The organism is Streptosporangium sp. NPDC000396 (assembly GCF_042898655.1).
GTDB lineage: Bacteria > Actinomycetota > Actinomycetes > Streptosporangiales > Streptosporangiaceae > Streptosporangium.
This window is the reverse complement of record NZ_JBIAZA010000055.1, coordinates 1-18280: the sequence shown is the minus strand read 5'-3', so window position 1 is coordinate 18280 and position 18280 is coordinate 1. Positions and strand designations below refer to the sequence as shown.

Sequence of the window (18280 nt, the reverse complement as noted above, 5' to 3'; positions counted from 1 at the left end):
CCGGCATGACAGCCGGGCGCCGATGATAAGGGCCCGTGTTCACCAGCGTGGACGTGACCAGTGGGGCTGGAGTATTAGGTCAGTCAACGGATACGACGACGGGTTTTTGGCATCCAAGCGTGGGCCTGTCGATCGTGAGGTCCCCAGGCGTATCTGGCCAAACGCTCACAAGATCAACCCGTGAATAGACCGTGGCCAGTGATCCAGGGTTGCGTTCGGTGGCCTACGGCTGCACACGGCGGAAGCCGTACCCGAGAAGAACTCCCAGGTCACGCGGCAAACAGCAAGGTCAACTAGGTGCCCCCGGCATGATTCGAACATGCGACACCCGCTTTAGGAGAGCGGTGCTCTATCCCCTGAGCTACGGAGGCAAGGGACTCACTGTAAGAGTAGCGAAAGTGGCGAGTGCATGCGCGCTCGGAGGGGGGATCGGGGGCGAATGCTGAGTTATCGCTTCGCTGAGCTGCGGTAAAAGGGTGGCAAGTGCCTGAAGGGCTGAAGGTGGGCGTGGCTAGTGTCACGCTCCGTGATTGAACGGCGACGTAAGCGGATTCGAGGGCGTCGTGCGCTGCGGCCGTTGGTGCTTTGCGGGGCGATGCTGGCGCCTGCGCTCCTGGCGGGCGGGCTCCTGGTGGCTGAGCTTACCGGGTATGAGGTGGCCGCTCGGGGGGCTGTCGCCAAGGCGGGGCTCCAGGAGGGCGCGGTTGCCGTGGTGCCGGGCCTGGTCGTTCCTGTCCAGGGGGTCGTTCCTGCTCGGGGTACGGCCTTCGAGCCGAGGTTGGTGCCTCCTCCACTTCGTTTCCGTCCCGATGAGAAGTACGGGGGGTGGGTGTCTCCCATCGTGCGAGACGTGCGCCGCTCGACGGTGGACGCTTCACCGCTACCTCCGCTGGAAGTGGTTCCCAAGGTCGTGCAGAAGGTGGTCCCCCCGAAATCCCCGGCACCTCAGGTGGAGGCAACGCCGAGTCCGGAGCGGACGAAGGACGACTTCGGGTGCCCGGGGGAATGGCGAGAGACCTGGTTGTGGGAGGTCTGTAAGGAGCAAGTGCGGCAAGAGGCCTGAGTGAGGGCTGATAAATGGGGTGTTCGACGCATATCGGCCGAGGGGAGTCTGGCCCAGACACTCGGTCAGCTGTAGTAACGTGCGTCCCTGACCCAGGTCACGAGTTCGCAAACGGAGGGGTCGAACGTGCCACCTCGTCGATCAGCGGGTCTGATCGCCGTTGTTGCGACCATGACTTCCCTTTTTCCGGGGACCGCTGCTGCACAGCAGAAGCCGGAGGGGACTCGGCCAGCCGTCGTCGGCGAGGCCGTGAGCTTCACCGAGACTCGCCGCGAGCCCGTCAGCCTTACCGGACTGCGCCGTGAACCCACGAACCTCACCGAGCTCCGTCGTGAGGCGGAGAAGGCGGCCAAAGAGCTAGCTGAGGCAACGAAGGCGTTGGAGCAGCGACGGGCCCAGATCCGGGACTCGGAGAAGCAGCTCGCCGTCAAACTGCGCGAGCTGCAGGCCGCCGACAGGGCTTTCGCCCAGATACGGCAGCCGCTGGCGCAGGTCGTCGGCCTGCTCTACCAGCGGTCCGCAGGTGGCGAGATCGCCGGTTTCCTGTCCGGTGAGTCCAACGAGGCGACACTGCGGTCCATGGCCAACGTCACCCAGATCGTGGCCGAGCAGAACCAGATCCTCGCGGACGGCAGCCGCCTGCAGGCCGAGCGTGAGCGGCTGGCTGCCGAGGCGCAGGAACTGCGGGCGGGGAACCTGCTGTCGGAGGCGCAGATGGGCGCCGAGATCGAGACGCTCAGGGCACGTTCGAGCAAGATCGTGAAATCCCTGACACAGGCACTGGTGAAGCTGGGAGTCAAAGTCGACAAGAAGGGCCAGCCCGCGGCCGGGTGTAACCCGGTCCAGACGTCGACGACGAACGATTTTCCCAACGGACTCATCCCGAAGAGCTATCTGTGCCCACTTCAGCAGCGAGGCAACGAGCTGAGAGGAGACGCGGCGCTCGCCTTCATCAGCCTCAGCGAGGCCTACAAGAAGCGGTTCGGCAGGCCCATGTGTGTGACGGACAGCTACCGGAGCCTGGCTGAGCAGCAGTCGGTCTACTACCGCCGCCCGGGCTTCGCCGCCGTCCCAGGCCGCAGTAACCATGGTCTCGGGCTCGCCGTCGACCTGTGCGGAGGCGTGGAACGCTTCCGGTCGGCCGAGTTCAACTGGCTGGAGGCCAACGGCAAGCAATTCGGCTGGTTCCACCCCAAGTGGGCCTACGTCAGCCCCTTCGAGCCCTGGCACTGGGAGTATGACCCCAAGCTCGGCTCTCTGCTGTAGGCCATGAGGCCATTGCCTTTGCGGGATCCTGCCGCTCGGCCATGCTTCTGCGGGCCGGACTCTGGCATCCGGTCATCCGGCCTCATTCGGCCTTGCCTCCGCGGGGTCTGACGCCCGGTCTCGCCTCTGTGAGCCCTGGCGGCCGGCCTTGTCTGATGCTCTGGTCACCGCCAGGCGCCGCCGCCGTGATGGGAGCGCCTGACGAAGGGCTTACCGCTCTGGGCGGCTTCCGGGTTGTCGTTCGCGAGCTCCGATGGTGATCGACAGGCGGCCCCCGGCCTGCGCGGAGGCGAGCTGGATCGCCTGATCGGAGGTGGTGGCCAGCACGACGAGCGCGCCTTGATCTGATTTGTCGTCGGGGCTCGCGAGGACCGTGACGTCTTCGGCAACGATCCTGGCGGGAGCGGAGCCGTCCCACGTGGAGGGTGCCGCGAGCACGTCGACAAGGTCGCCGGGCGACAACAGGCGTGCGGTCTCGGGGTCGGCGACACGGACCGGGGTGGCGACCGTTCCCGCGCCATGGGCGGCCAGCAGGCTCGGGCCGAGCAGCCGGACGTCCGTCAGGGGCTCTCCACGGCGTATGGGACCGGCCAGGATCCTCCCGTTGATCGGTGTTCCGGGCTTCAGAGCGCCGTCAGGGACGGTATCGGGCCGCAGGGCGACCGTTTTCAGGTCGGCGGCATCCAACGTGCCACTGGGAAGATCTCTGGCTGCGGCGAGAACGGTGACCGACGCGGCGTTCGGCCGTAATCCGATCACGGCGCAGGCCATCGCAAGGGCGGCGACGGCGGTGGCGATGAGGCGATGGCGACGGCCGAGAAGACGGCGGAAATGGAAAGCGCGCATGACTGACTCCATCGGGAGAGAGCCGGGCGGCGCGGAGCCCGTAAGAAGATGCCCGTCGTACGGCGGGGTTGCGAGGTGATCGCCGTACGACGGTGCGGAGGGGCTGGGTGCTCGCCGTACGGCGGGCGGAGAGGGCGCGGGTTACTCGGGGAGGTCGAAGGGGAGCTTGAGTCCGTCCAGCGCATGGGCGCAGAGGCAGGTGCGCTCTTCGGGCAGGGCGGTGACGACGTCGGCGACGAGGGAGCGCATGCGGGTGACGTTGGCGGCGAAGAAGGAGAGGACCTCCTCGTGGGAGACTCCCTCGCCGACCTCGACTCCGGCGTCGTGGTCGGTGACCAGGGAGAGCGAGGTGTAGCAGAGGGCCAGCTCGCGGGCGAGGATGGACTCGGGGAAGCCGGTCATGCCGACGATCGTCCAGCCGTTGGCGGTGAACCAGCGGGACTCGGCGCGGGTGGAGAAGCGGGGGCCCTCGATGACCACCAGGGTGCCGTCGTCGGCCAGGTCCCAGCCGGAGGATCTGGCGGTCGAGACGGCCGCCGCGCGGCCGGTGGGGCAGTAGGGGTCGGCGAAGGCGACGTGGACGACGCCTTCGGTGTCGTAGTAGGTCTGCGCGCGGCCGGAGGTGCGGTCGACGAGCTGGTCGGGGATGACCAGGGTGCCGGGGCCCAGCTCGGGGCGTAGGGAGCCGACCGCGCTGGGCGCGAGGACCTGGCGGACGCCGAGGGAACGCAAGGCCCACAGGTTGGCGCGATAGGGGATGCGGTGAGGTGCGAAGCGGTGGTCACGACCGTGCCGGGGCAGGAAGGCAACCGAGCGTGATCCGATCTGGCCGACGGTGATGACGTCGCTGGGGGGACCGTAGGGGGTGGTGACCTCGACCTCCGTGGCGTTGTCGAGCAGGGAGTAGAGCCCCGAGCCGCCGATGACACCGATATCCGCGCGAATGACCATGGCGCTGAGACTAGCCCCACGGGTGATCTGGTGAGGAGGCTGGGCCGTGCCCTGTGGATAACTCCGGCGCGGTGGATAAGCCCGGCTCGGTGTGGCTGCCCGCGCGGCTGAACGTCCGGGGTGCGGCTGAACGTCCGGGGTGCGGCTGAACGTCCGGGGTGCGGCTGAACACCCGGGGCGAAGCCAAGCATCCGGGTCGTCAGGTGGGTGTGGTGCTTGCCGAGAGGGCAGGCATGCCGATGCGAGTGGGTAGGGGCGATCACGCGAGCGGGCAGGGGTGACGATGGGTGACGACAAGACGGCCGTATGCGGAGCTGCCCGTCGCGCGCGGCTCGATCTGCCGAGGGCGACGGCACTGCCGGGGTGGGTGACGGCACCCTGAAGCTGACCCCGGTCGGCGAGCAGGTGGCTGGCCGGCTGGTCGCGTAGGCCCGTGACGGCCTGGAGCGTCTGGTCCAGGACTGGAGCGCCGAGGAGTCGCCGAGGCTTCGTGAGTTGGGTCTCCGAGAAACCGCTGGGAGACTCCTTGCGCTGGAACCCCGAAGAGCATCCAAGGCTCTGTGAGCTGGAACCCCGAAGAGCATCCAAGGCTCTGTGAGCTGGAACCCCGAAGAGCATCCAAGGCTCCGTGAGCTGCTGGACAGATTTCCCCGTGAGGTGCTCGAAGTTCCCCGTGATCCCCGTGAGATGCTCGGCGCAGCGGCCGATCGCCCCGGACGCGACTGACAAGAAGGCCAAGGGTGCCAGGATCACCTGGAGGCCGCAGCGCGAGGCCGCGGGCGCCGGCGGCGCCTGGAGGTCGTGGGGCCGGGGCTTGCCTAGCGCGGTGACCAGGAATGTTCACCGGGCTGGGCACCGCTCACCCGCGCCGGTCGAGACCGCCCCACCGCTCGCCGTACCGGCGCCCTGGACGGACGACGAACACGGTGAAGGTGTGCGGTCACTGCGCTAGGAGGCCGCGGGTGCCGGGGTGCTCGCGGCGGCGGGCTTGGACTCGGAGGTCTTGGACTCGGTCTTGGACTCCGTGGACGAGCTCGACGAGGAGGTCGTGGTGGAGCTCACCGTGCTGGAAGAGGACGACCGGCTGTCGGTCCGATAGAAGCCGGAGCCCTTGAAGACGATGCCGACCGCGGAGAACACCTTGCGTAGCTCGCCGGAGCACTTCGGGCACTCGGTCAGCGCATCGTCGGAGAACTTCTGGACGATGTCGAACTCGTGGCCGCAGGCACTACATGCGTACTGGTAGGTGGGCACGCGCTCCTCCTCGTTACTCCACGCCGATTGGCACTCTACTGATGGGACTGCTAATGGTACGCAGCCGAAAGGCATGAACGCGAGTCGGCCCTATCGCATTCCACTTGTGATCAGGTGCCGAGCTCGCCGAACCAGCCGGCGAGTTTGCCCCTGCGGCTGATCGCCCGTATCCGCCGCTCGACCGGATCCCTGCAGGCGGCCGTGGTCACGACCAGGAGCTGGTCGTCGATCCGGATCCTGGTGGACTCGGTGGGCACGAAGGTACGGCCGTCCCTGACGATCAGCGTGACCTGGGCGTCGTTGGGCAGCCTCAGCTCGAAGATCTCCACGCCGTGGAGCTTGGAGGTCGGCGGCACCCTGATCTGCAGCAGGTCGGCGTTGAGCTCTTCCAGCGGTGCCGACTCCACCTCCAGGTCACGGGCCTCGTCGGGGGTGGAGAGCCCGAGCGTCTTCGCGACGAAGGGCAGCGTCGGTCCCTGGATCAGGGTGTAGACGACGACGATGACGAAGACCGTGTTGAACACGAGCTTGGCGGTGGAGGGGTCGACCGAGCCGGAGGCCCAGGGGATGGTGGCGAGCACGATGGGGACCGCGCCGCGCAGTCCCGCCCATGACAGGAAGGCCTGTTCCCGCCAGTTCAGCCGGTCGAGTCTTGCCAGCCGTACGAGAAGGGCGGAGACGACGATCGACAGGGGGCGGGCCAGCGCGACCAGGATCAGCCCGGCCACCAGGCCGGGGACGATCGCCTGGGGTGCTTCCGAGGGGCTGGCCAGCAGTCCGAGCATGACGAACAGGCCGATCTGGGCCAGCCAGGCCACGCCCTCGGCGAAGCCTCGTGTGGCGGCCCGGTGCGGCATCCGGGCGTTGCCCATGACCAGGGAGGCCAGGTAGACGGCGAGAAAACCGCTGGCGTGCGCGAGAACGGCTCCGGCGTAGGCGACGAACGCCAGCGCGAGCACCGCGATCGGGTACAGGCCGGAGGCGGGCAGCGCGACGCGGCGCAGCGCGTAGACGCCGAGGGGGCCGACCGCCAGGCCGATGGCCGCGCCCACCACCAGCTCGAAGACGACCTGAAACAGCGCGTGCCCGATGCTGGGCGAGGTGCTGGCGCTCAGCAGCATCACGGCGATGACGGTGGGCGCGTCGTTCAGGCCGGACTCGGCCTCCAGGATGCCCGCCAGGCGCGGGGGCAGGGGCAGGCGGCGCAGGACGGAGAAGACGGCCGCGGCGTCGGTGGAGGCGAGGATCGCGCCCAGCAGCAGTGAGGACCGCCAGTCCATGCCGAGCAGCACGCGCACCGGGACCGCGACGGCCACGATGCTCACCCCGACGCCGACGGTGGCCAGCACCAGCGCGGTGGGGATGGACTTCTTGACGTGGTTCCAGTTGGTGGTCAGGCCACCTTCGGCCAGGATGACCGCCAGAGCGATCAGGCCCATCTGCTGGGCGAGCTCCGGGTTCTCGAACTGGACCCCGAAGCCGGACTCGCCGATGATCAGACCGAAGGCGAGGAAGATGAGAAGGCTCGGCAGCCCGCTGCGATGCGCGACCCGCACCGCGATGATGGCGGCGATGACGATCCCAGCTCCGAGAAGCAGCCAGACATTCAGTCCCATCTGGCCCCCTCTCCAACTCCAGGGACCATTGTGTCGTATTCGACCCGGTCGTCAGGCACACCCCGGGACGACCCGGGTGATTCCGCTGGGCAGGGCCGCGTAGCGAACTGGAAGATCGTGCGGCTCGGCCGGAATCCCTTCCAGCAGCTCGCCCTCGTGTAGCAGGGCGACCGTCGGCACGTTCGGGCCGACCCTGGCCAGCGCCCGGTCGTAGGAGCCGCCGCCGCGGCCGAGCCGTACGCCGGTGTGCCGGTCCACCGCCAGCGCGGGCACGATCACCAGGGCCGCGGTCCTGATCGCGTCGACGCCACGCCGGGTGTCGACCGGCTCCATGATCCCGAAACGGCCTGGTGCGAGGGTGTCGGGCCCGTCGTACACGGCCCAGTCGAGATCGTTGTCATCACGGAGCACGGGCAGGATCACGGTCGCGCCGTGCTTCCACAGCGCGAAGACGAGCCCGTGGGTCTCCGGTTCGCTCCCGGCCGACCAGTAGCAGGCGACCAGCCCGGCCATCTGAACCCACGGCTGATCCAGGAGGGATTCCCTTGTCTGGACAGCGGCCGCATGCCGTGCGTCTTCCGAGATGGAAGCGCGCGCGGTCACGATCCTGGCACGCAGCTTAGGCTTGTCCACAGGTCCCTCCACTATGGTTTCGGTCATGGCTGACATGCATCCTGTGACCAAGGCCGTCGTTCCCGCCGCGGGTTTGGGCACCCGTTTCTTGCCGGCGACCAAGGCGACTCCTAAGGAGATGCTGCCCATCGTCGACAAGCCCGCGATCCAGTATGTCGTTGAAGAAGCCGTTTCCGCTGGTTTGCTCGACGTCCTCATGGTCACCGGTAAGAACAAGCGCTCCATCGAAGACCACTTCGACCGGGCGATCGAGCTGGAGGACGTGCTGGAGGCCAAGGGCGACGACGAGCGGCTCTCCCAGGTGCGTGAGCCCGCCGACCTCGCGACCCTCCACTACGTACGGCAGGGCGAGCCGCGCGGCCTCGGCCACGCCGTGCTCTGCGCCAAGCAGCATGTGGGCGACCACCCGTTCGCCTGTCTCCTGGGCGATGACCTGATCGACCATCGTGACGAACTCCTCAAGCGCATGATCGAGGTGCGCCGTGCTCACGGTGGCAGCGTCATCGCGCTGATGGAGGTGCCGAAGGAGCAGGTCTCCCTGTACGGCTGCGCCGCCATCGAGCCTACATCTGAGGACGACGTGGTCCGGGTGACCGACCTGGTGGAGAAGCCTCCGGCGGAGGAGGCCCCGTCCAACTGGGCCGTCATCGGCCGATACGTGATCGACCCGGCCGTGTTCGAGGTCCTGGAGAACACCCCGCCGGGCCGTGGCGGTGAGATCCAGCTCACCGACGCCCTGCGCACCCTGGCGAGCCGGGGTTCGGAGGAGGGCGGGCCGGTTCACGGCGTGCTGTTCCGCGGCCGCCGCTACGACACCGGCAACAAGCTCGACTACCTGCGCACGGTGGTGCAGTTCGCGGCGGACCGCGCCGATCTGGCACCGGAGTTCATACCGTGGCTGAAGGAGTTCCTGGGGTCCCGATGAGCCCGACGAACCCGACGAACCCGATGAGTCCGATGAGCCCGATGAAGTCGGTTGACGACCACCTCGCAGACATCCTGCTGACCGTGCGGCCCCTGGCTCCCCTGGAGGTGGACCTGGAGCAGGCGCTGGGCACCATGCTGGCCGAGGAGGTCACCTCCCCGGTTCCGCTGCCGCCGTTCGACAACTCGGCCATGGACGGCTACGCCGTACGGGCCGAGGACGTCGCGCAGGCCCCGGTCACGCTTTCGGTGATCGGCGACATCGCGGCCGGAGACGGGCGGCCGCTCGTCGTGGGCCCCGGAACGGCGACGCGGATCATGACCGGCGCCCCGATGCCCGCGGGTGCCGATGCCGTGGTCCCGGTCGAGTGGACCGACGGCGGGACCGCACAGGTCACCATCGAGCGACCGGCACCGTGGGGATACTCGATCCGCAGGGCGGGCGAGGACGTCCACGCGGGCGACGTCGTGCTGACGGCGGGAACCCCGATCGGCCCGGCTCAGCTCGGCATCCTGGCCGGAGTCGGCCGCCGCCGGGTGCTGGTACGGCCCCGCCCCCGGGTGGTGGTGATCTCCACCGGCGCCGAGCTGGCCGAGCCGGGAACGCCCCTGGCGCCCGGCCAGATCTGGGAGTCCAACAGTTACACCCTGATCGCCGCCGTCCGCGAGGCCGGAGGCGAGGGTTACCGGGCCGGGATCGTGGCCGACGACGCCGGGCAGTTCCTCGACCAGCTCGACGCCCAGCTCCTGCGGGCCGACGTCGTGATCACCAGTGGTGGTGTCTCGATGGGCGCCTACGAGCCGGTGAAGGAGGCGCTCGGCCCCCTCGGCACCGTTCGGTTCAATCGCGTCGCCATGCAGCCGGGCATGCCCCAGGGGTTCGGAGTGGTGGGCGAGGACCAGATCCCGATCTTCGCGCTGCCGGGTAACCCGGTGTCGTCCTTCGTGTCGTTCATGCTGTTCGTCCGGCCCGCGCTGCAGAAGATGCGCGGCCTGCCCGTGGGTCCCACACCGGTCGTGAGGGCCGTGACCACGTCCTCGCTCCGCTCTCCCGAGGGCAGGCGGTCGTATCTGCGCGCGGTACTGGCCGCCGACGGCTCCGTCGCTCCGGTGCAGAGGCAGGGCTCGCACCAGCTCGCGGCCCTGGCCATGGCCAACGCGCTGCTGGTGGTCCCCGAGAACGTCACCGAGGTGCCCGTGGGCGCGACGGTGGAAGTCATCCCCCTGTGAATCCGCAGGGGAAGCGGCAGGGCATGGTGTTCGTATGAGCGGATTCACACACATCGACGAGACCGGCGCGGCACGCATGGTGGACGTCTCGGCCAAGGACGTCTCCGTCCGTACGGCCAGCGCCACAGGCAAGGTGCTGCTGTCCGCCGAGGCCGTGGCCCTGCTGCGGTCGGGGGACGTTCCCAAGGGAGACGCGATCGGTACCGCGCGGATCGCGGGCATCATGGGCGCCAAGCGCACCCCGGACCTGATCCCGCTCTGCCACCCGATCGCGCTGCACGGCGTGAAGGTCGACCTGACGGTGGTCGACGACGGCGTGGAGATCACCGCCCGGGTCAAGACCGCGGACCGGACCGGCGTCGAGATGGAGGCGCTGACCTCTGTCTCGGTCGCCGCGCTCGCGTTGATCGACATGGTCAAGGCGGTGGACCCGGCGGCCGTGATCACCGGTGTCCGAGTCGAGGAGAAGACCGGCGGGAAGACCGGGGTCTGGACCCGGCCATAGCCGGCGGGACCGAGCGGGTCGGGACCGGGCCGTACCCGGCCATGGCCGGCGGGATTGAGAGGATGGCGGCATGCGAGCTCTGGTGATCACGGCGTCCAACCGGGCCTCCGCCGGGATATACGAGGACAAGTCCGGGAAACTGCTGGCTGAGCTCCTGGCGGCGGCCGGATGTGACGTGGACGGCCCGCGAGTGGTCCCCGACGGTGACCCCGTCGAGGCGGCGCTGCGGTCCGGGGTGGCCGAGGGCTACGACGTGATCCTCACCACAGGCGGCACCGGGCTGACCCCGGCCGACCTCACCCCGGAGATGACCCGGCGGGTGCTCGACCGGGAGATCCCAGGCATCGCCGAGGCCATCCGCCAGGCGAACCGTGACAAGGTGCCCACCTCGATCCTGTCCCGCGGGCTCGCCGGGCAGGCGGAAAACACCCTGATCGTCAACCTGCCCGGCTCTTCGGGCGGGGTCCGCGACGGCATGGCCGTGCTCGCGCCCGTTCTCAAGCACGCCGTGGACCAGATCCGAGGAGGGGATCACCCGCGCTGACCGGCCTGCCGGACTCCATGGCACGCCGGTGTGCCTTCGGGGGATGATGGAGAGCGTGGATCGACTTCGTGGCTGGCCGGTGACCCTGACGGAAGGCCCGGTGGGACTTCGGCCGCTGCGCCTGCGCGACGTGCGCGTCTGGCGGGAATCGCGGCTGCGCAACGCCGACTGGCTCCGTCCCTGGGAACCGAGCAATCCCGAGACCCCCCTGTTCAAGACGGGTCTCGGGCCTTACATCTCCATGGCCGGCACTCTCCGCCGAGAGGCCAGGCAGGGGCTCGCGCTGCCCTGGGTCGTCACTTATGAGGGAGCCTTCGCCGGGCAGCTCACCGTCGGCGCCATCGTCTGGGGTTCGGCCAGATCGGCTCAGATCGGCTACTGGGTGGACGGTGCCCTGGCCGGTCGGGGGATCATTCCCACCGCCGTGGCGATGGCGGTCGATCACTGTTTCTTCACCACCGGGTTGCACCGTGTCGAGGCCAACATCCGCCCGGAGAACCACGCAAGCCGCCGGGTGGTTGAAAAGCTCGGCTTCCGGGAAGAAGGCATCAGACGCCGTCATCTGCACATTGACGGTGCTTGGCGCGACCACATTTGTTACGCGCTCACGGTCGAAGACGCACCAAGAGGTTTACTCGTGCGGTGGCGGCGGGCCCGTGAGTCGGCGGCTCGTGGTGGCGCTCCCCATGAAGAGGTTTGAAGATCTCGCGACACACCGCATCGAATACTCGTCAAATAGTGACACGCGGTCTTACGGTGCGTGACGTGAGCACATTGAAGACGCCAAGAGACCACAGGCGTTTTCATGCTGCCCGGAGGTGGCCGTGAGCAGCGTTCTTCTGTACGTGGCCATTGTCGTGATGTGGTTGTGCGTGCTCGTGCCCATGTGGTTACGCCGGGACCGGACCACCCTTGTCGAGGTTGTCGAGGCTTACGAGACCGCCGAGCCGTACGCCCCGGACGAGCAGCCGGTCGAAGACGAGCTCCCCGAGGCGGAGCCCAGGACCGTTCCCGCCACCGACGCGCCCACTGCCAGGCCCGCGGCCACCGCTACCACCGGCGCACCCGCCGCCAGGCCCGCAGCCATCGCCGCCGCGCCCGCGCATCGGCCCATGTGGTCGGCGGCCGACCGCCGTCGCGCCGAGCAGCGGCACCGGCGGGCGCTACAGGTGGCCAAGCGCAGGCGACTGACCCTCTGGTGCGTGCTGCTGCTCCTCGCCTCGGTGGTGACGGCCGCCGTCCGGGTGATCCCGTGGTGGGGTGTAGCGCCCTCTGTGGTGCTCCTTGGGGCCTATCTAGCCGTCCTGAGGGTTTCTGTCCAGATCGACGCCGAGAACCGCAGAGCCGCCGCTCAGGCCCGCGCGGAACGTGCCAGGCGTGCCCGGCGACGGGCCGAGCTGGAGCCGCAGCGACCGGTTGCGCAGATCATCGACCTGGACGCGCACCGTGACGAGATCTTCGACCAGTACGCCGAGACGCCCCGTCGCGCGGTCGGAGATTGATCTCCCGCCGTGGATGGCGCGAGGGGCTCCAGAAGTTTGCTAATCTAGTGCACGGCTTGGGGATGTAGCGCAGTCCGGTAGCGCACTTCGTTCGCATCGAAGGGGCCAGGGGTTCGAATCCCCTCATCTCCACCAGAACGAAAGACCCGGTTCCAGATCATGGAACCGGGTCTTTTCGTCATTCGGGGGTATGCGGTTGGTCAGTCCTCTGAGGAGGGCCGTACGGCCTCCGCGGGTGACCAGCCCAACCGGGTCAACTCCGCCGGCACGGCAATGGTGCCCAGTCGAACGGTCATGACCAACAGATCGGGTCCGTCAGGGAACTTCCTTCGCCGCCGTCTCACGCCAGGAGTCGGCGAGCTTCTTGTGCAGGCTCGCCTGCCAGAGAAAGGCAGGTCCGGCGCACAGGGCGGCGAAGCCCGCGAAGAAGCTGATGCCGAACCACGGGTCGAGCGGGGCGTCCTCTTCCACCGTCTGACCGGCGTGGCCGAAGAAGTAGAAGGCCGCGACGAAGAAGACGATCACAAGGACCAGGCCCGCGACCAGGAAGATGCCCGCCCGCCGTGCCTCACGTCTGGCACGTGCTTCCGGCGGCAGGTCGGCGAGGCCGCTGCGGCGTTCCCGCTCGGCTGCGACGATTGCCTTCGCTTCCACGTTGGTGAGCCCCAGCTCGTTCAGCAAGCGTCGCTGCGGGATGCGCAAGAGCAACCCGATGCCCACCCCAACGCCGACGCCAAGTCCGGAGAGGAACGGCACATCGGCGAGTGCCATGAGGACGAACAGCGCGATGATCACGACGATGGTGACCGACAGCGACATCTTCAGACGACCGTGAGAACGGATCAGGCGTTCGAGCTCACCCGGGCTGAGACTGCGCATATGGGGCTGCCTTTCGCTCGTGGGCTTCTCAGCCGAGCTTGAAACATGGCAATGCCGACCGCAACCGGCGCGGACGCGGGTATCGCCGGACCCGCCCTTCGAGGGCCTCGCTTCGTAGGCCAAGGGACCGAAAAGATTCGGCAAGAGTCGATCTATCGGTAGCGAAGGCCGCACGAGCGCTGACGGTGCACGAGTCACGACGACGGTTGCGTCCGAAACGTGCCAGTGCCCGCTGCTTCAGCACTGCTTGGCTGGGTGCCTGCACGCCACGCACACCTGCCTGAACGGAAACCATGTCCGCCACCACGCTCGCCCGACCCCGCTCGCCCCTCATCAGCTGGCTCGCCGTCACCTCGCTCATGCTGGGGATCTTCGCCATCGTCACCAGCGAAATCCTGCCCATCGGCCTGCTGACCGCCATCGGCGCCGACTTCGGCATCTCCGACGGCACCACAGGGCTGACCATGACACTGCCCGGCATCGTCGCCGCGGTCGCCGCACCCACCGTCACACTGACCACCGCGCGCCTGGACCGCCGCGTGATGCTGTGCGTCCTCATGGCGGTGCTCGCCGTGGCCGACGTGCTGGCCGCAGTGGCGACCTCCTACTGGGTCATGCTGATCTCCAGGGTCCTCGTCGGCCTCACCATCGGCGGCTTCTGGTCGATCGGAGCCGGGCTGGCCGGCCGCCTGATGCCGCCGCACGCCGTCGGCACCGCCACCGCTGTGATCTTCTCCGCCGTGCCGCTGGGCTCCGTGCTCGGCGTACCGGCCGGAACCTTCATCGGCAACCTCGCCGGCTGGCGAACCGCCTTCCTGGTCCTGGCCGCGCTGGCCATCCTGGTCTTGGCCGCCCTGCTGACGCTGCTGCCCCCGCTGCCCGCCCACCAGGCCACCAGCCCTCGCGTCCTGCTCGACCTGCTGCGCACCCGGGGTGCCGCCATCGCCCTGCTGGCCACCTTCCTCATCGTCTTGGCCCACTTCGGCACTTACACCTACGTCACGCCCTTCCTCCAGGACATCACCGGCCTGCCTCCCGCAGCCGTCGGCGCCGTCCTGCTGGCGTACGGCATCGCCGGAATCGCCGGAAACTTCCTGGCCGGCAAGGCCACCGCCACACGCCTGCGAGCCGCTTTCGCAATCTGCGGCTGCCTGATCGCGGCCACCACCCTGCTGCTGCCCTCGGCCGGCGGCACAACCGTCGGAGCCGTGGTGTTGCTCATGGTCTGGGGCCTGGCCTACGGAGGCGTGCCCGTCTGCTCGCAGGCATCGTTCATCACCGCCGCCCCTCAAACGCCCGAAGCCGCCACGGTCGTCTTCACCGCCTCCTTCCAGGCGACCTTCGCCCTCGGCGCGTTCCTCGGCGGCCGCATCGTCGACGCCTTCTCGGTCTCCACCGTGATGATCTGTGGCGGGCTGACCGCTCTGCTCATGGCGGTAACCCTATGGTCACTCGCCAAACCCCGCTGAGCCGGCGCATTGCATCCCCGCAGCCGACAGGAGCCACAGCTAAGCCGTCCAAACAGCCCCGAGTAAGCCGTCCAAACAGCCCCGAGGCCGGGAAACGATCAACCTAGATCCGGGAAGCGACCTTCAGAGCCTCGCTTCCGTACCAGTTCAGCCTGGCCCGTGAACACCCCACCAAGACGAAAGGCCCGGTTCCAGACCTTGGGTTCAAGAGGTCGATGCACCATCTCGTTGGTGAGGGGTTGTGTTGGACTTCAAGGTCCGCAAAATCAGGTCTCCGCCGGGGACTGTGGCTCACGGCTGGAGCGGCCTTCTGATGGTTCTTCGCAGCGTGATCAGGTTCTTTTGCCCTGGCATGTAACGCTTCGGCTGCCTTCGTCCAAGCAGGTGTGTATTCGGGAGGATGACGAAGGGAGCACGGCCGGTGCGCCTCAAACGAAAGGGGTTGGCGGAGATCTCCACCGACCCCGCGGCTTTCGAAGCCTTCTACCGGCGCCACGTCGAAGCGGTCACGCGATTCCTGACCCGCCGGGTGGACGACCCTCACACGGCCGCCGACCTGGTCGCGGAGGTCTTCATCGCGGTGCTCGACTCGGCGCACACCTACCGCTCCGGCCTTGGCAGTGAGATCGGCTGGCTGTACGGCGTGGCACGTAACACCCTGTCCGCCGAACGGCGGCGGGCCGCGCGTGAACTGAGCCTCGTCGGCCGGATCAGCGGGCGCAGGCTCCTCGACGCGGATGACCTGTCGCGTATGGAGGAGCGTCTGGACGCGGAGAGCACGGCCCGGCGGGCCTTCGAGGCCATGGCGGGACTTCCGGAGAGCGAGCGCGCCGTCCTGGAACTGGTCGCCATCGACCAGCTTTCCGTCAGCGAGGCGGCCGCCGTACTCGGCATCCGGCAGGGGACCGCCAGGGTCCGGCTGCACCGCGCCCGCCAGTCACTGCGGCACGTTCCCGGCGTCGTCCCGCCCGTGGTCATGGAAGGACTTCGATGAATTTCGAGGAGAGACTGCTCATGGAACTCAAGGCAGAGATCAACGAGCGGGCGGAGCGGGGGCCCGTCCGCAAGCCCATGCGCCGCCGCCTGCTGGCGGGGGTCGCGGTCGCGGGCATCGCCGCCGCGGCGTTTGTGGCCGTGCCGCTGGTCGCGGGGTCGGAGAGCCCGGCGTACGCGCTGACCAAGAACTCGGACGGGTCGATCACGCTGAAGATCAACGAGCTCCGGGATCCGGGCCAGGTCGAGAAGGACCTGGAAAAGATGGGTGTGAAGGCCGACGTCACCTACTTCAAACTGGGCAAGGAATGCGCTCCCGGTCGCTACAAGGGGTCGTGGCCGCAGATCGACTCGGCGGACGTGAAAAGCAAGGATCCCAAGGTCAAGGCCAAAATTAAGGAGCTGATGGAGAACTCCCTCCCCGCGAAGGCACACGACGTGATCGACGGCGGGGTGAGGATCTACCCTCGGGAGATCAAGCCGGGGCAGACCGTGATCATGGACTTCCATGAGAACAACAAGGCCAAGGGCTCGGAGAATCCCGACATCGAGTGGGAGTTCGGCTTCGACGTCACCGACGGCCCGGTCAAGCCGTGCACGGTCATCGACGTCTCGATCCCTACCCGGGAGAAGAACCCCGAGGCGTTCCCGCCTGAGGGCAGCTGATCCACCAGGGATATCGCGATCCGTCGGGGGTATGGCGGGCGCCCGCCGTACCCCCATCGGTCAGGCCTGTCCCCGCCGAGCGGGATCGCCGTGACCGACGGGATGCCCGGTGGCGCACGCCGGGTATCAGACGGTGAGCATGCCGAGCGCGGTGAAGCCGAACACGACGGATTGCGGCGTCTTGGCGTGATTGTTTGAGCGGGTCTCGGACATGTCCGGCCACTGCCCGACATATGCCTAAATGGGCCGTCTGAGCAGTGGTGGGGTCGCTCCGGCTTCAGGTCATGTTGACGTACTGGCGGGGCCGCAGGGCGTGGTTGCGCAACGCGGCCAGAGCGGCCGACCGGCCCGCCGGGGTCAGCCTGCCCCCCGCCCGGAGGCCGAACGCGTCCAGGCGCCGTTCCAGCTCGGCCAGGGTGGCCTCTACCTCGGCGATCTGCCACTCCTCGCAGTCGATCACCTCGGTGACCCGGTCACGGTCTGCCGGTGAGTTGTCGGCGAGGAGCAGCAGCGCCACCTCCCGGGCCGACGCCCGGAATCCTTGCTCCCCGGACGACGGGGCCAGCAGCGCGGACGCCGCGGCTTCCCAGAGAAGATCGCGGTCTTCGAGTAGGCGCTTGCCCGCCGACGTGGTCAGCAGCCGTCTTCCCGCGCGGCGCAGCACGCCCATCAGGTCCTGGGCCACCTCGCGGACCGCCGCCAGGTCCGAGCCGCTCCAGGCGCTCTCCGCGAGAACGGAACGGGCGAGGTTGTGCCGCTGGGTCAGCGGGATGCCGCCCGGCTGGCAGCCCATCCTCAGCAGCCACCGCAGCGCCTCCAGGCGATCGTCGGCCGGAGCCGGTATCGGGGCGTGCAGGTGCACCTCGAAGGGCTGGGCGAGTTCGCGCCAGGCGGCCCCACGACCGAGCACCCAGCGGTTCAGCCGTTCGCCCTGGACCCGGTGGAGCCAGTTGTCCCCGCCGAGCTCGGGGCGGGATGCGGTCAGCCAGTGACGGGTCAGCGCCTCTCGTCCCGGCGAGCAGGCGGTGAGCTCGCCGGAGACGATGGCGAGCTCCAGCGCGGCGGAGCAGGCGCCGTGCGCGCCCAGCTCCTCGGGACCCATGATCGAGCTCCATCGCAGCTCGGGCACATCCGGTGGGAGCACTCCCGTGGCGTCCAGGGCGCCCTGGTAGGCGGCCACCCCGGCGTCCTCGCCGGAACGGGCGTAGGTGCGCAGGATCTGCGTGGTCGTGGCCGAGGAGCAGAGCTCGGCATAGCGCTCCAGGCCGCCCAGCCGCAACAGCCTGCCCAGTGCACGGGCGATCGCGGCGCGGTCGCCGCTGACCTTGGTGGGCAGCGTGTACCAGAGGAACTCGCACACGTTGAGCTCGGTGATCGTCTCCAGCGGCTCGCCGCCGGTCAGCCAGTCGATCGCGCTCCGGGCGTGCTCGGCATAGTCGGGCTCGGATCGCTCCAGCTCGGAGAGGAGCGCAGCCACGTCCGGTGCAGGCATGCTTCGAAGTCTGCCGTATGCGGGCCTGCCCTGACGATGAACGTGACGTAATGGATCGTGCACGTCGCCTACCCTAGGAAATCGGCTCTAAGCAGCTCATATACGGACGGTCAGATCCAACCCTTCTTGAAGAGCATGCGTGCGCTCCACTCCGCATAAGGGATGATCTCGGCGGTGAGCACGGGGTAGAGCCACCAGAAGTTGAGCAGCGAGAGCAGCGCGAAGGCGCCGACGACCGAGGCTCCGATCACCCGCCGCTGCGGCGAGGCACCCACCGGACCGATGATCAGCCCGGCCGCGAGCACGATCGCCAGGATCATGAAGGGGACCATCGGGATCGCGTAGAACAGGAACATGGTCCGGTTGTCGGCGATGGCGTAGTAGAACCAGGGCAGCCAGCCGGCGGCGTAGGCCAGCAGGACGGCCCCGGCCCGCCAGTCGCGGGTG

At 68.4% G+C, this 18280-nt stretch carries 17 protein-coding genes, 2 tRNA genes and 1 pseudogene; 11 read left to right on the top strand and 9 right to left on the bottom strand.

Annotation, left to right across the window (positions count from 1 at the left end; genetic code table 11):
• Window positions 1-298: 298 nt before the first annotated feature.
• Window positions 299-371: transfer RNA gene (locus ACFY2X_RS45795), tRNA-Arg, on the bottom strand.
• A 941-nt stretch (window positions 372-1312) separates the two neighbouring features.
• Between ACFY2X_RS45795 and ACFY2X_RS45790 the strand changes: the two genes are divergently transcribed.
• Window positions 1313-2329, top strand: coding sequence for a D-alanyl-D-alanine carboxypeptidase family protein (locus tag ACFY2X_RS45790; protein ID WP_389951329.1), 1017 nt, complete (start codon window positions 1313-1315; stop codon window positions 2327-2329).
• 210 nt (window positions 2330-2539) lie between these two features.
• On the opposite strand, the gene ACFY2X_RS45785 is transcribed toward ACFY2X_RS45790, so the two are convergent.
• From ACFY2X_RS45785 to ACFY2X_RS45765, 5 genes are all read right to left on the bottom strand, one after another.
• Window positions 2540-3175: a Flp pilus assembly protein CpaB gene (locus ACFY2X_RS45785; RefSeq protein ID WP_389951326.1), complete on the bottom strand. Its 636-nt coding sequence runs from the start codon at window positions 3173-3175 to the stop codon at window positions 2540-2542.
• Window positions 3176-3316: 141 nt separating this feature from the next.
• On the bottom strand, window positions 3317-4126 hold the full coding sequence (locus tag ACFY2X_RS45780) for an S-methyl-5'-thioadenosine phosphorylase (protein ID WP_389951323.1): 810 nt from the start codon (window positions 4124-4126) through the stop codon (window positions 3317-3319).
• Window positions 4127-5074: 948 nt separating this feature from the next.
• Window positions 5075-5380: an FmdB family zinc ribbon protein gene (locus ACFY2X_RS45775; RefSeq protein WP_389951320.1), complete on the bottom strand. Its 306-nt coding sequence runs from the start codon at window positions 5378-5380 to the stop codon at window positions 5075-5077.
• 110 nt (window positions 5381-5490) lie between these two features.
• Complete coding sequence (locus tag ACFY2X_RS45770) at window positions 5491-6996, bottom strand: potassium/proton antiporter (RefSeq protein ID WP_389951317.1); 1506 nt, start codon at window positions 6994-6996, stop codon at window positions 5491-5493.
• A gap of 51 nt (window positions 6997-7047) precedes the next feature.
• Complete coding sequence (locus ACFY2X_RS45765; protein ID WP_389951315.1) at window positions 7048-7629, bottom strand: 5-formyltetrahydrofolate cyclo-ligase; 582 nt, start codon at window positions 7627-7629, stop codon at window positions 7048-7050.
• A gap of 25 nt (window positions 7630-7654) precedes the next feature.
• On the opposite strand from ACFY2X_RS45765, the gene galU reads away from it, so the two are divergent.
• The 7 genes from galU to ACFY2X_RS45730 all read left to right on the top strand — a co-directional run bounded on the left by galU (window position 7655) and on the right by ACFY2X_RS45730 (window position 12469).
• Window positions 7655-8554, top strand: coding sequence for a UTP--glucose-1-phosphate uridylyltransferase GalU (galU, locus tag ACFY2X_RS45760; RefSeq protein ID WP_389951312.1), 900 nt, complete (start codon window positions 7655-7657; stop codon window positions 8552-8554).
• A gap of 41 nt (window positions 8555-8595) precedes the next feature.
• Window positions 8596-9783, top strand: a complete 1188-nt coding sequence (glp, locus tag ACFY2X_RS45755; RefSeq protein WP_389951309.1) for a gephyrin-like molybdotransferase Glp — start codon at window positions 8596-8598, stop codon at window positions 9781-9783.
• A 34-nt stretch (window positions 9784-9817) separates the two neighbouring features.
• Window positions 9818-10288: a cyclic pyranopterin monophosphate synthase MoaC gene (gene moaC, locus ACFY2X_RS45750; protein WP_389951306.1), complete on the top strand. Its 471-nt coding sequence runs from the start codon at window positions 9818-9820 to the stop codon at window positions 10286-10288.
• Between the two features lie 70 nt (window positions 10289-10358).
• A complete protein-coding gene (locus tag ACFY2X_RS45745; protein ID WP_389951304.1) occupies window positions 10359-10832 on the top strand; it encodes a molybdenum cofactor biosynthesis protein B in 474 nt (157 codons plus the stop codon).
• A gap of 46 nt (window positions 10833-10878) precedes the next feature.
• Complete coding sequence (locus tag ACFY2X_RS45740; RefSeq protein ID WP_389951348.1) at window positions 10879-11532, top strand: GNAT family N-acetyltransferase; 654 nt, start codon at window positions 10879-10881, stop codon at window positions 11530-11532.
• Between the two features lie 124 nt (window positions 11533-11656).
• The gene (locus tag ACFY2X_RS45735) at window positions 11657-12334 is read left to right on the top strand and encodes a hypothetical protein (RefSeq protein WP_389951301.1); all 678 of its coding nucleotides are present in this window, start codon (window positions 11657-11659) and stop codon (window positions 12332-12334) included.
• A gap of 58 nt (window positions 12335-12392) precedes the next feature.
• Window positions 12393-12469, top strand: a tRNA-Ala gene (locus ACFY2X_RS45730).
• Between the two features lie 180 nt (window positions 12470-12649).
• Here ACFY2X_RS45730 and ACFY2X_RS45725 read toward each other — a convergent pair.
• Window positions 12650-13213 carry a hypothetical protein gene (locus tag ACFY2X_RS45725; RefSeq protein WP_389951298.1) on the bottom strand — a complete coding sequence of 188 codons (564 nt, stop codon included), beginning with the start codon at window positions 13211-13213 and terminating at the stop codon, window positions 12650-12652.
• A 293-nt stretch (window positions 13214-13506) separates the two neighbouring features.
• On the opposite strand from ACFY2X_RS45725, the gene ACFY2X_RS45720 reads away from it, so the two are divergent.
• From ACFY2X_RS45720 to ACFY2X_RS45710, 3 genes are all read left to right on the top strand, one after another.
• Window positions 13507-14682 carry an MFS transporter gene (locus tag ACFY2X_RS45720; RefSeq protein ID WP_389951295.1) on the top strand — a complete coding sequence of 392 codons (1176 nt, stop codon included), beginning with the start codon at window positions 13507-13509 and terminating at the stop codon, window positions 14680-14682.
• Between the two features lie 421 nt (window positions 14683-15103).
• Entirely contained in the window at window positions 15104-15676 is a 573-nt protein-coding gene (locus ACFY2X_RS45715) for an RNA polymerase sigma factor (RefSeq protein WP_389951293.1), read from the top strand.
• 20 nt (window positions 15677-15696) lie between these two features.
• Window positions 15697-16341, top strand: coding sequence for a hypothetical protein (locus ACFY2X_RS45710; protein ID WP_389951290.1), 645 nt, complete (start codon window positions 15697-15699; stop codon window positions 16339-16341).
• Between the two features lie 277 nt (window positions 16342-16618).
• Here ACFY2X_RS45710 and ACFY2X_RS45705 read toward each other — a convergent pair whose 3' ends face one another.
• A complete protein-coding gene (locus ACFY2X_RS45705; protein WP_389951288.1) occupies window positions 16619-17833 on the bottom strand; it encodes a hypothetical protein in 1215 nt (404 codons plus the stop codon).
• A 110-nt stretch (window positions 17834-17943) separates the two neighbouring features.
• Window positions 17944-18280, bottom strand: a pseudogene (locus tag ACFY2X_RS45700) (phospholipid carrier-dependent glycosyltransferase); the annotation flags it as partial.

Coding starts and splice junctions, on each gene's coding strand:
- ACFY2X_RS45785 (WP_389951326.1), bottom strand. CDS start 3,175: ATGCGCGCTTTCCATTTCCGCCGTCTTCTCGGCCGTCGCCATCGCCTC.
- ACFY2X_RS45710 (WP_389951290.1), top strand. CDS start 15,697: ATGGAACTCAAGGCAGAGATCAACGAGCGGGCGGAGCGGGGGCCCGTC.
- ACFY2X_RS45780 (WP_389951323.1), bottom strand. CDS start 4,126: ATGGTCATTCGCGCGGATATCGGTGTCATCGGCGGCTCGGGGCTCTAC.
- glp (WP_389951309.1), top strand. CDS start 8,596: ATGAAGTCGGTTGACGACCACCTCGCAGACATCCTGCTGACCGTGCGG.
- ACFY2X_RS45725 (WP_389951298.1), bottom strand. CDS start 13,213: ATGCGCAGTCTCAGCCCGGGTGAGCTCGAACGCCTGATCCGTTCTCAC.
- ACFY2X_RS45740 (WP_389951348.1), top strand. CDS start 10,879: ATGGAGAGCGTGGATCGACTTCGTGGCTGGCCGGTGACCCTGACGGAA.
- ACFY2X_RS45705 (WP_389951288.1), bottom strand. CDS start 17,833: ATGCCTGCACCGGACGTGGCTGCGCTCCTCTCCGAGCTGGAGCGATCC.
- moaC (WP_389951306.1), top strand. CDS start 9,818: ATGAGCGGATTCACACACATCGACGAGACCGGCGCGGCACGCATGGTG.
- ACFY2X_RS45720 (WP_389951295.1), top strand. CDS start 13,507: ATGTCCGCCACCACGCTCGCCCGACCCCGCTCGCCCCTCATCAGCTGG.
- galU (WP_389951312.1), top strand. CDS start 7,655: ATGGCTGACATGCATCCTGTGACCAAGGCCGTCGTTCCCGCCGCGGGT.
- ACFY2X_RS45770 (WP_389951317.1), bottom strand. CDS start 6,996: ATGGGACTGAATGTCTGGCTGCTTCTCGGAGCTGGGATCGTCATCGCC.
- ACFY2X_RS45745 (WP_389951304.1), top strand. CDS start 10,359: ATGCGAGCTCTGGTGATCACGGCGTCCAACCGGGCCTCCGCCGGGATA.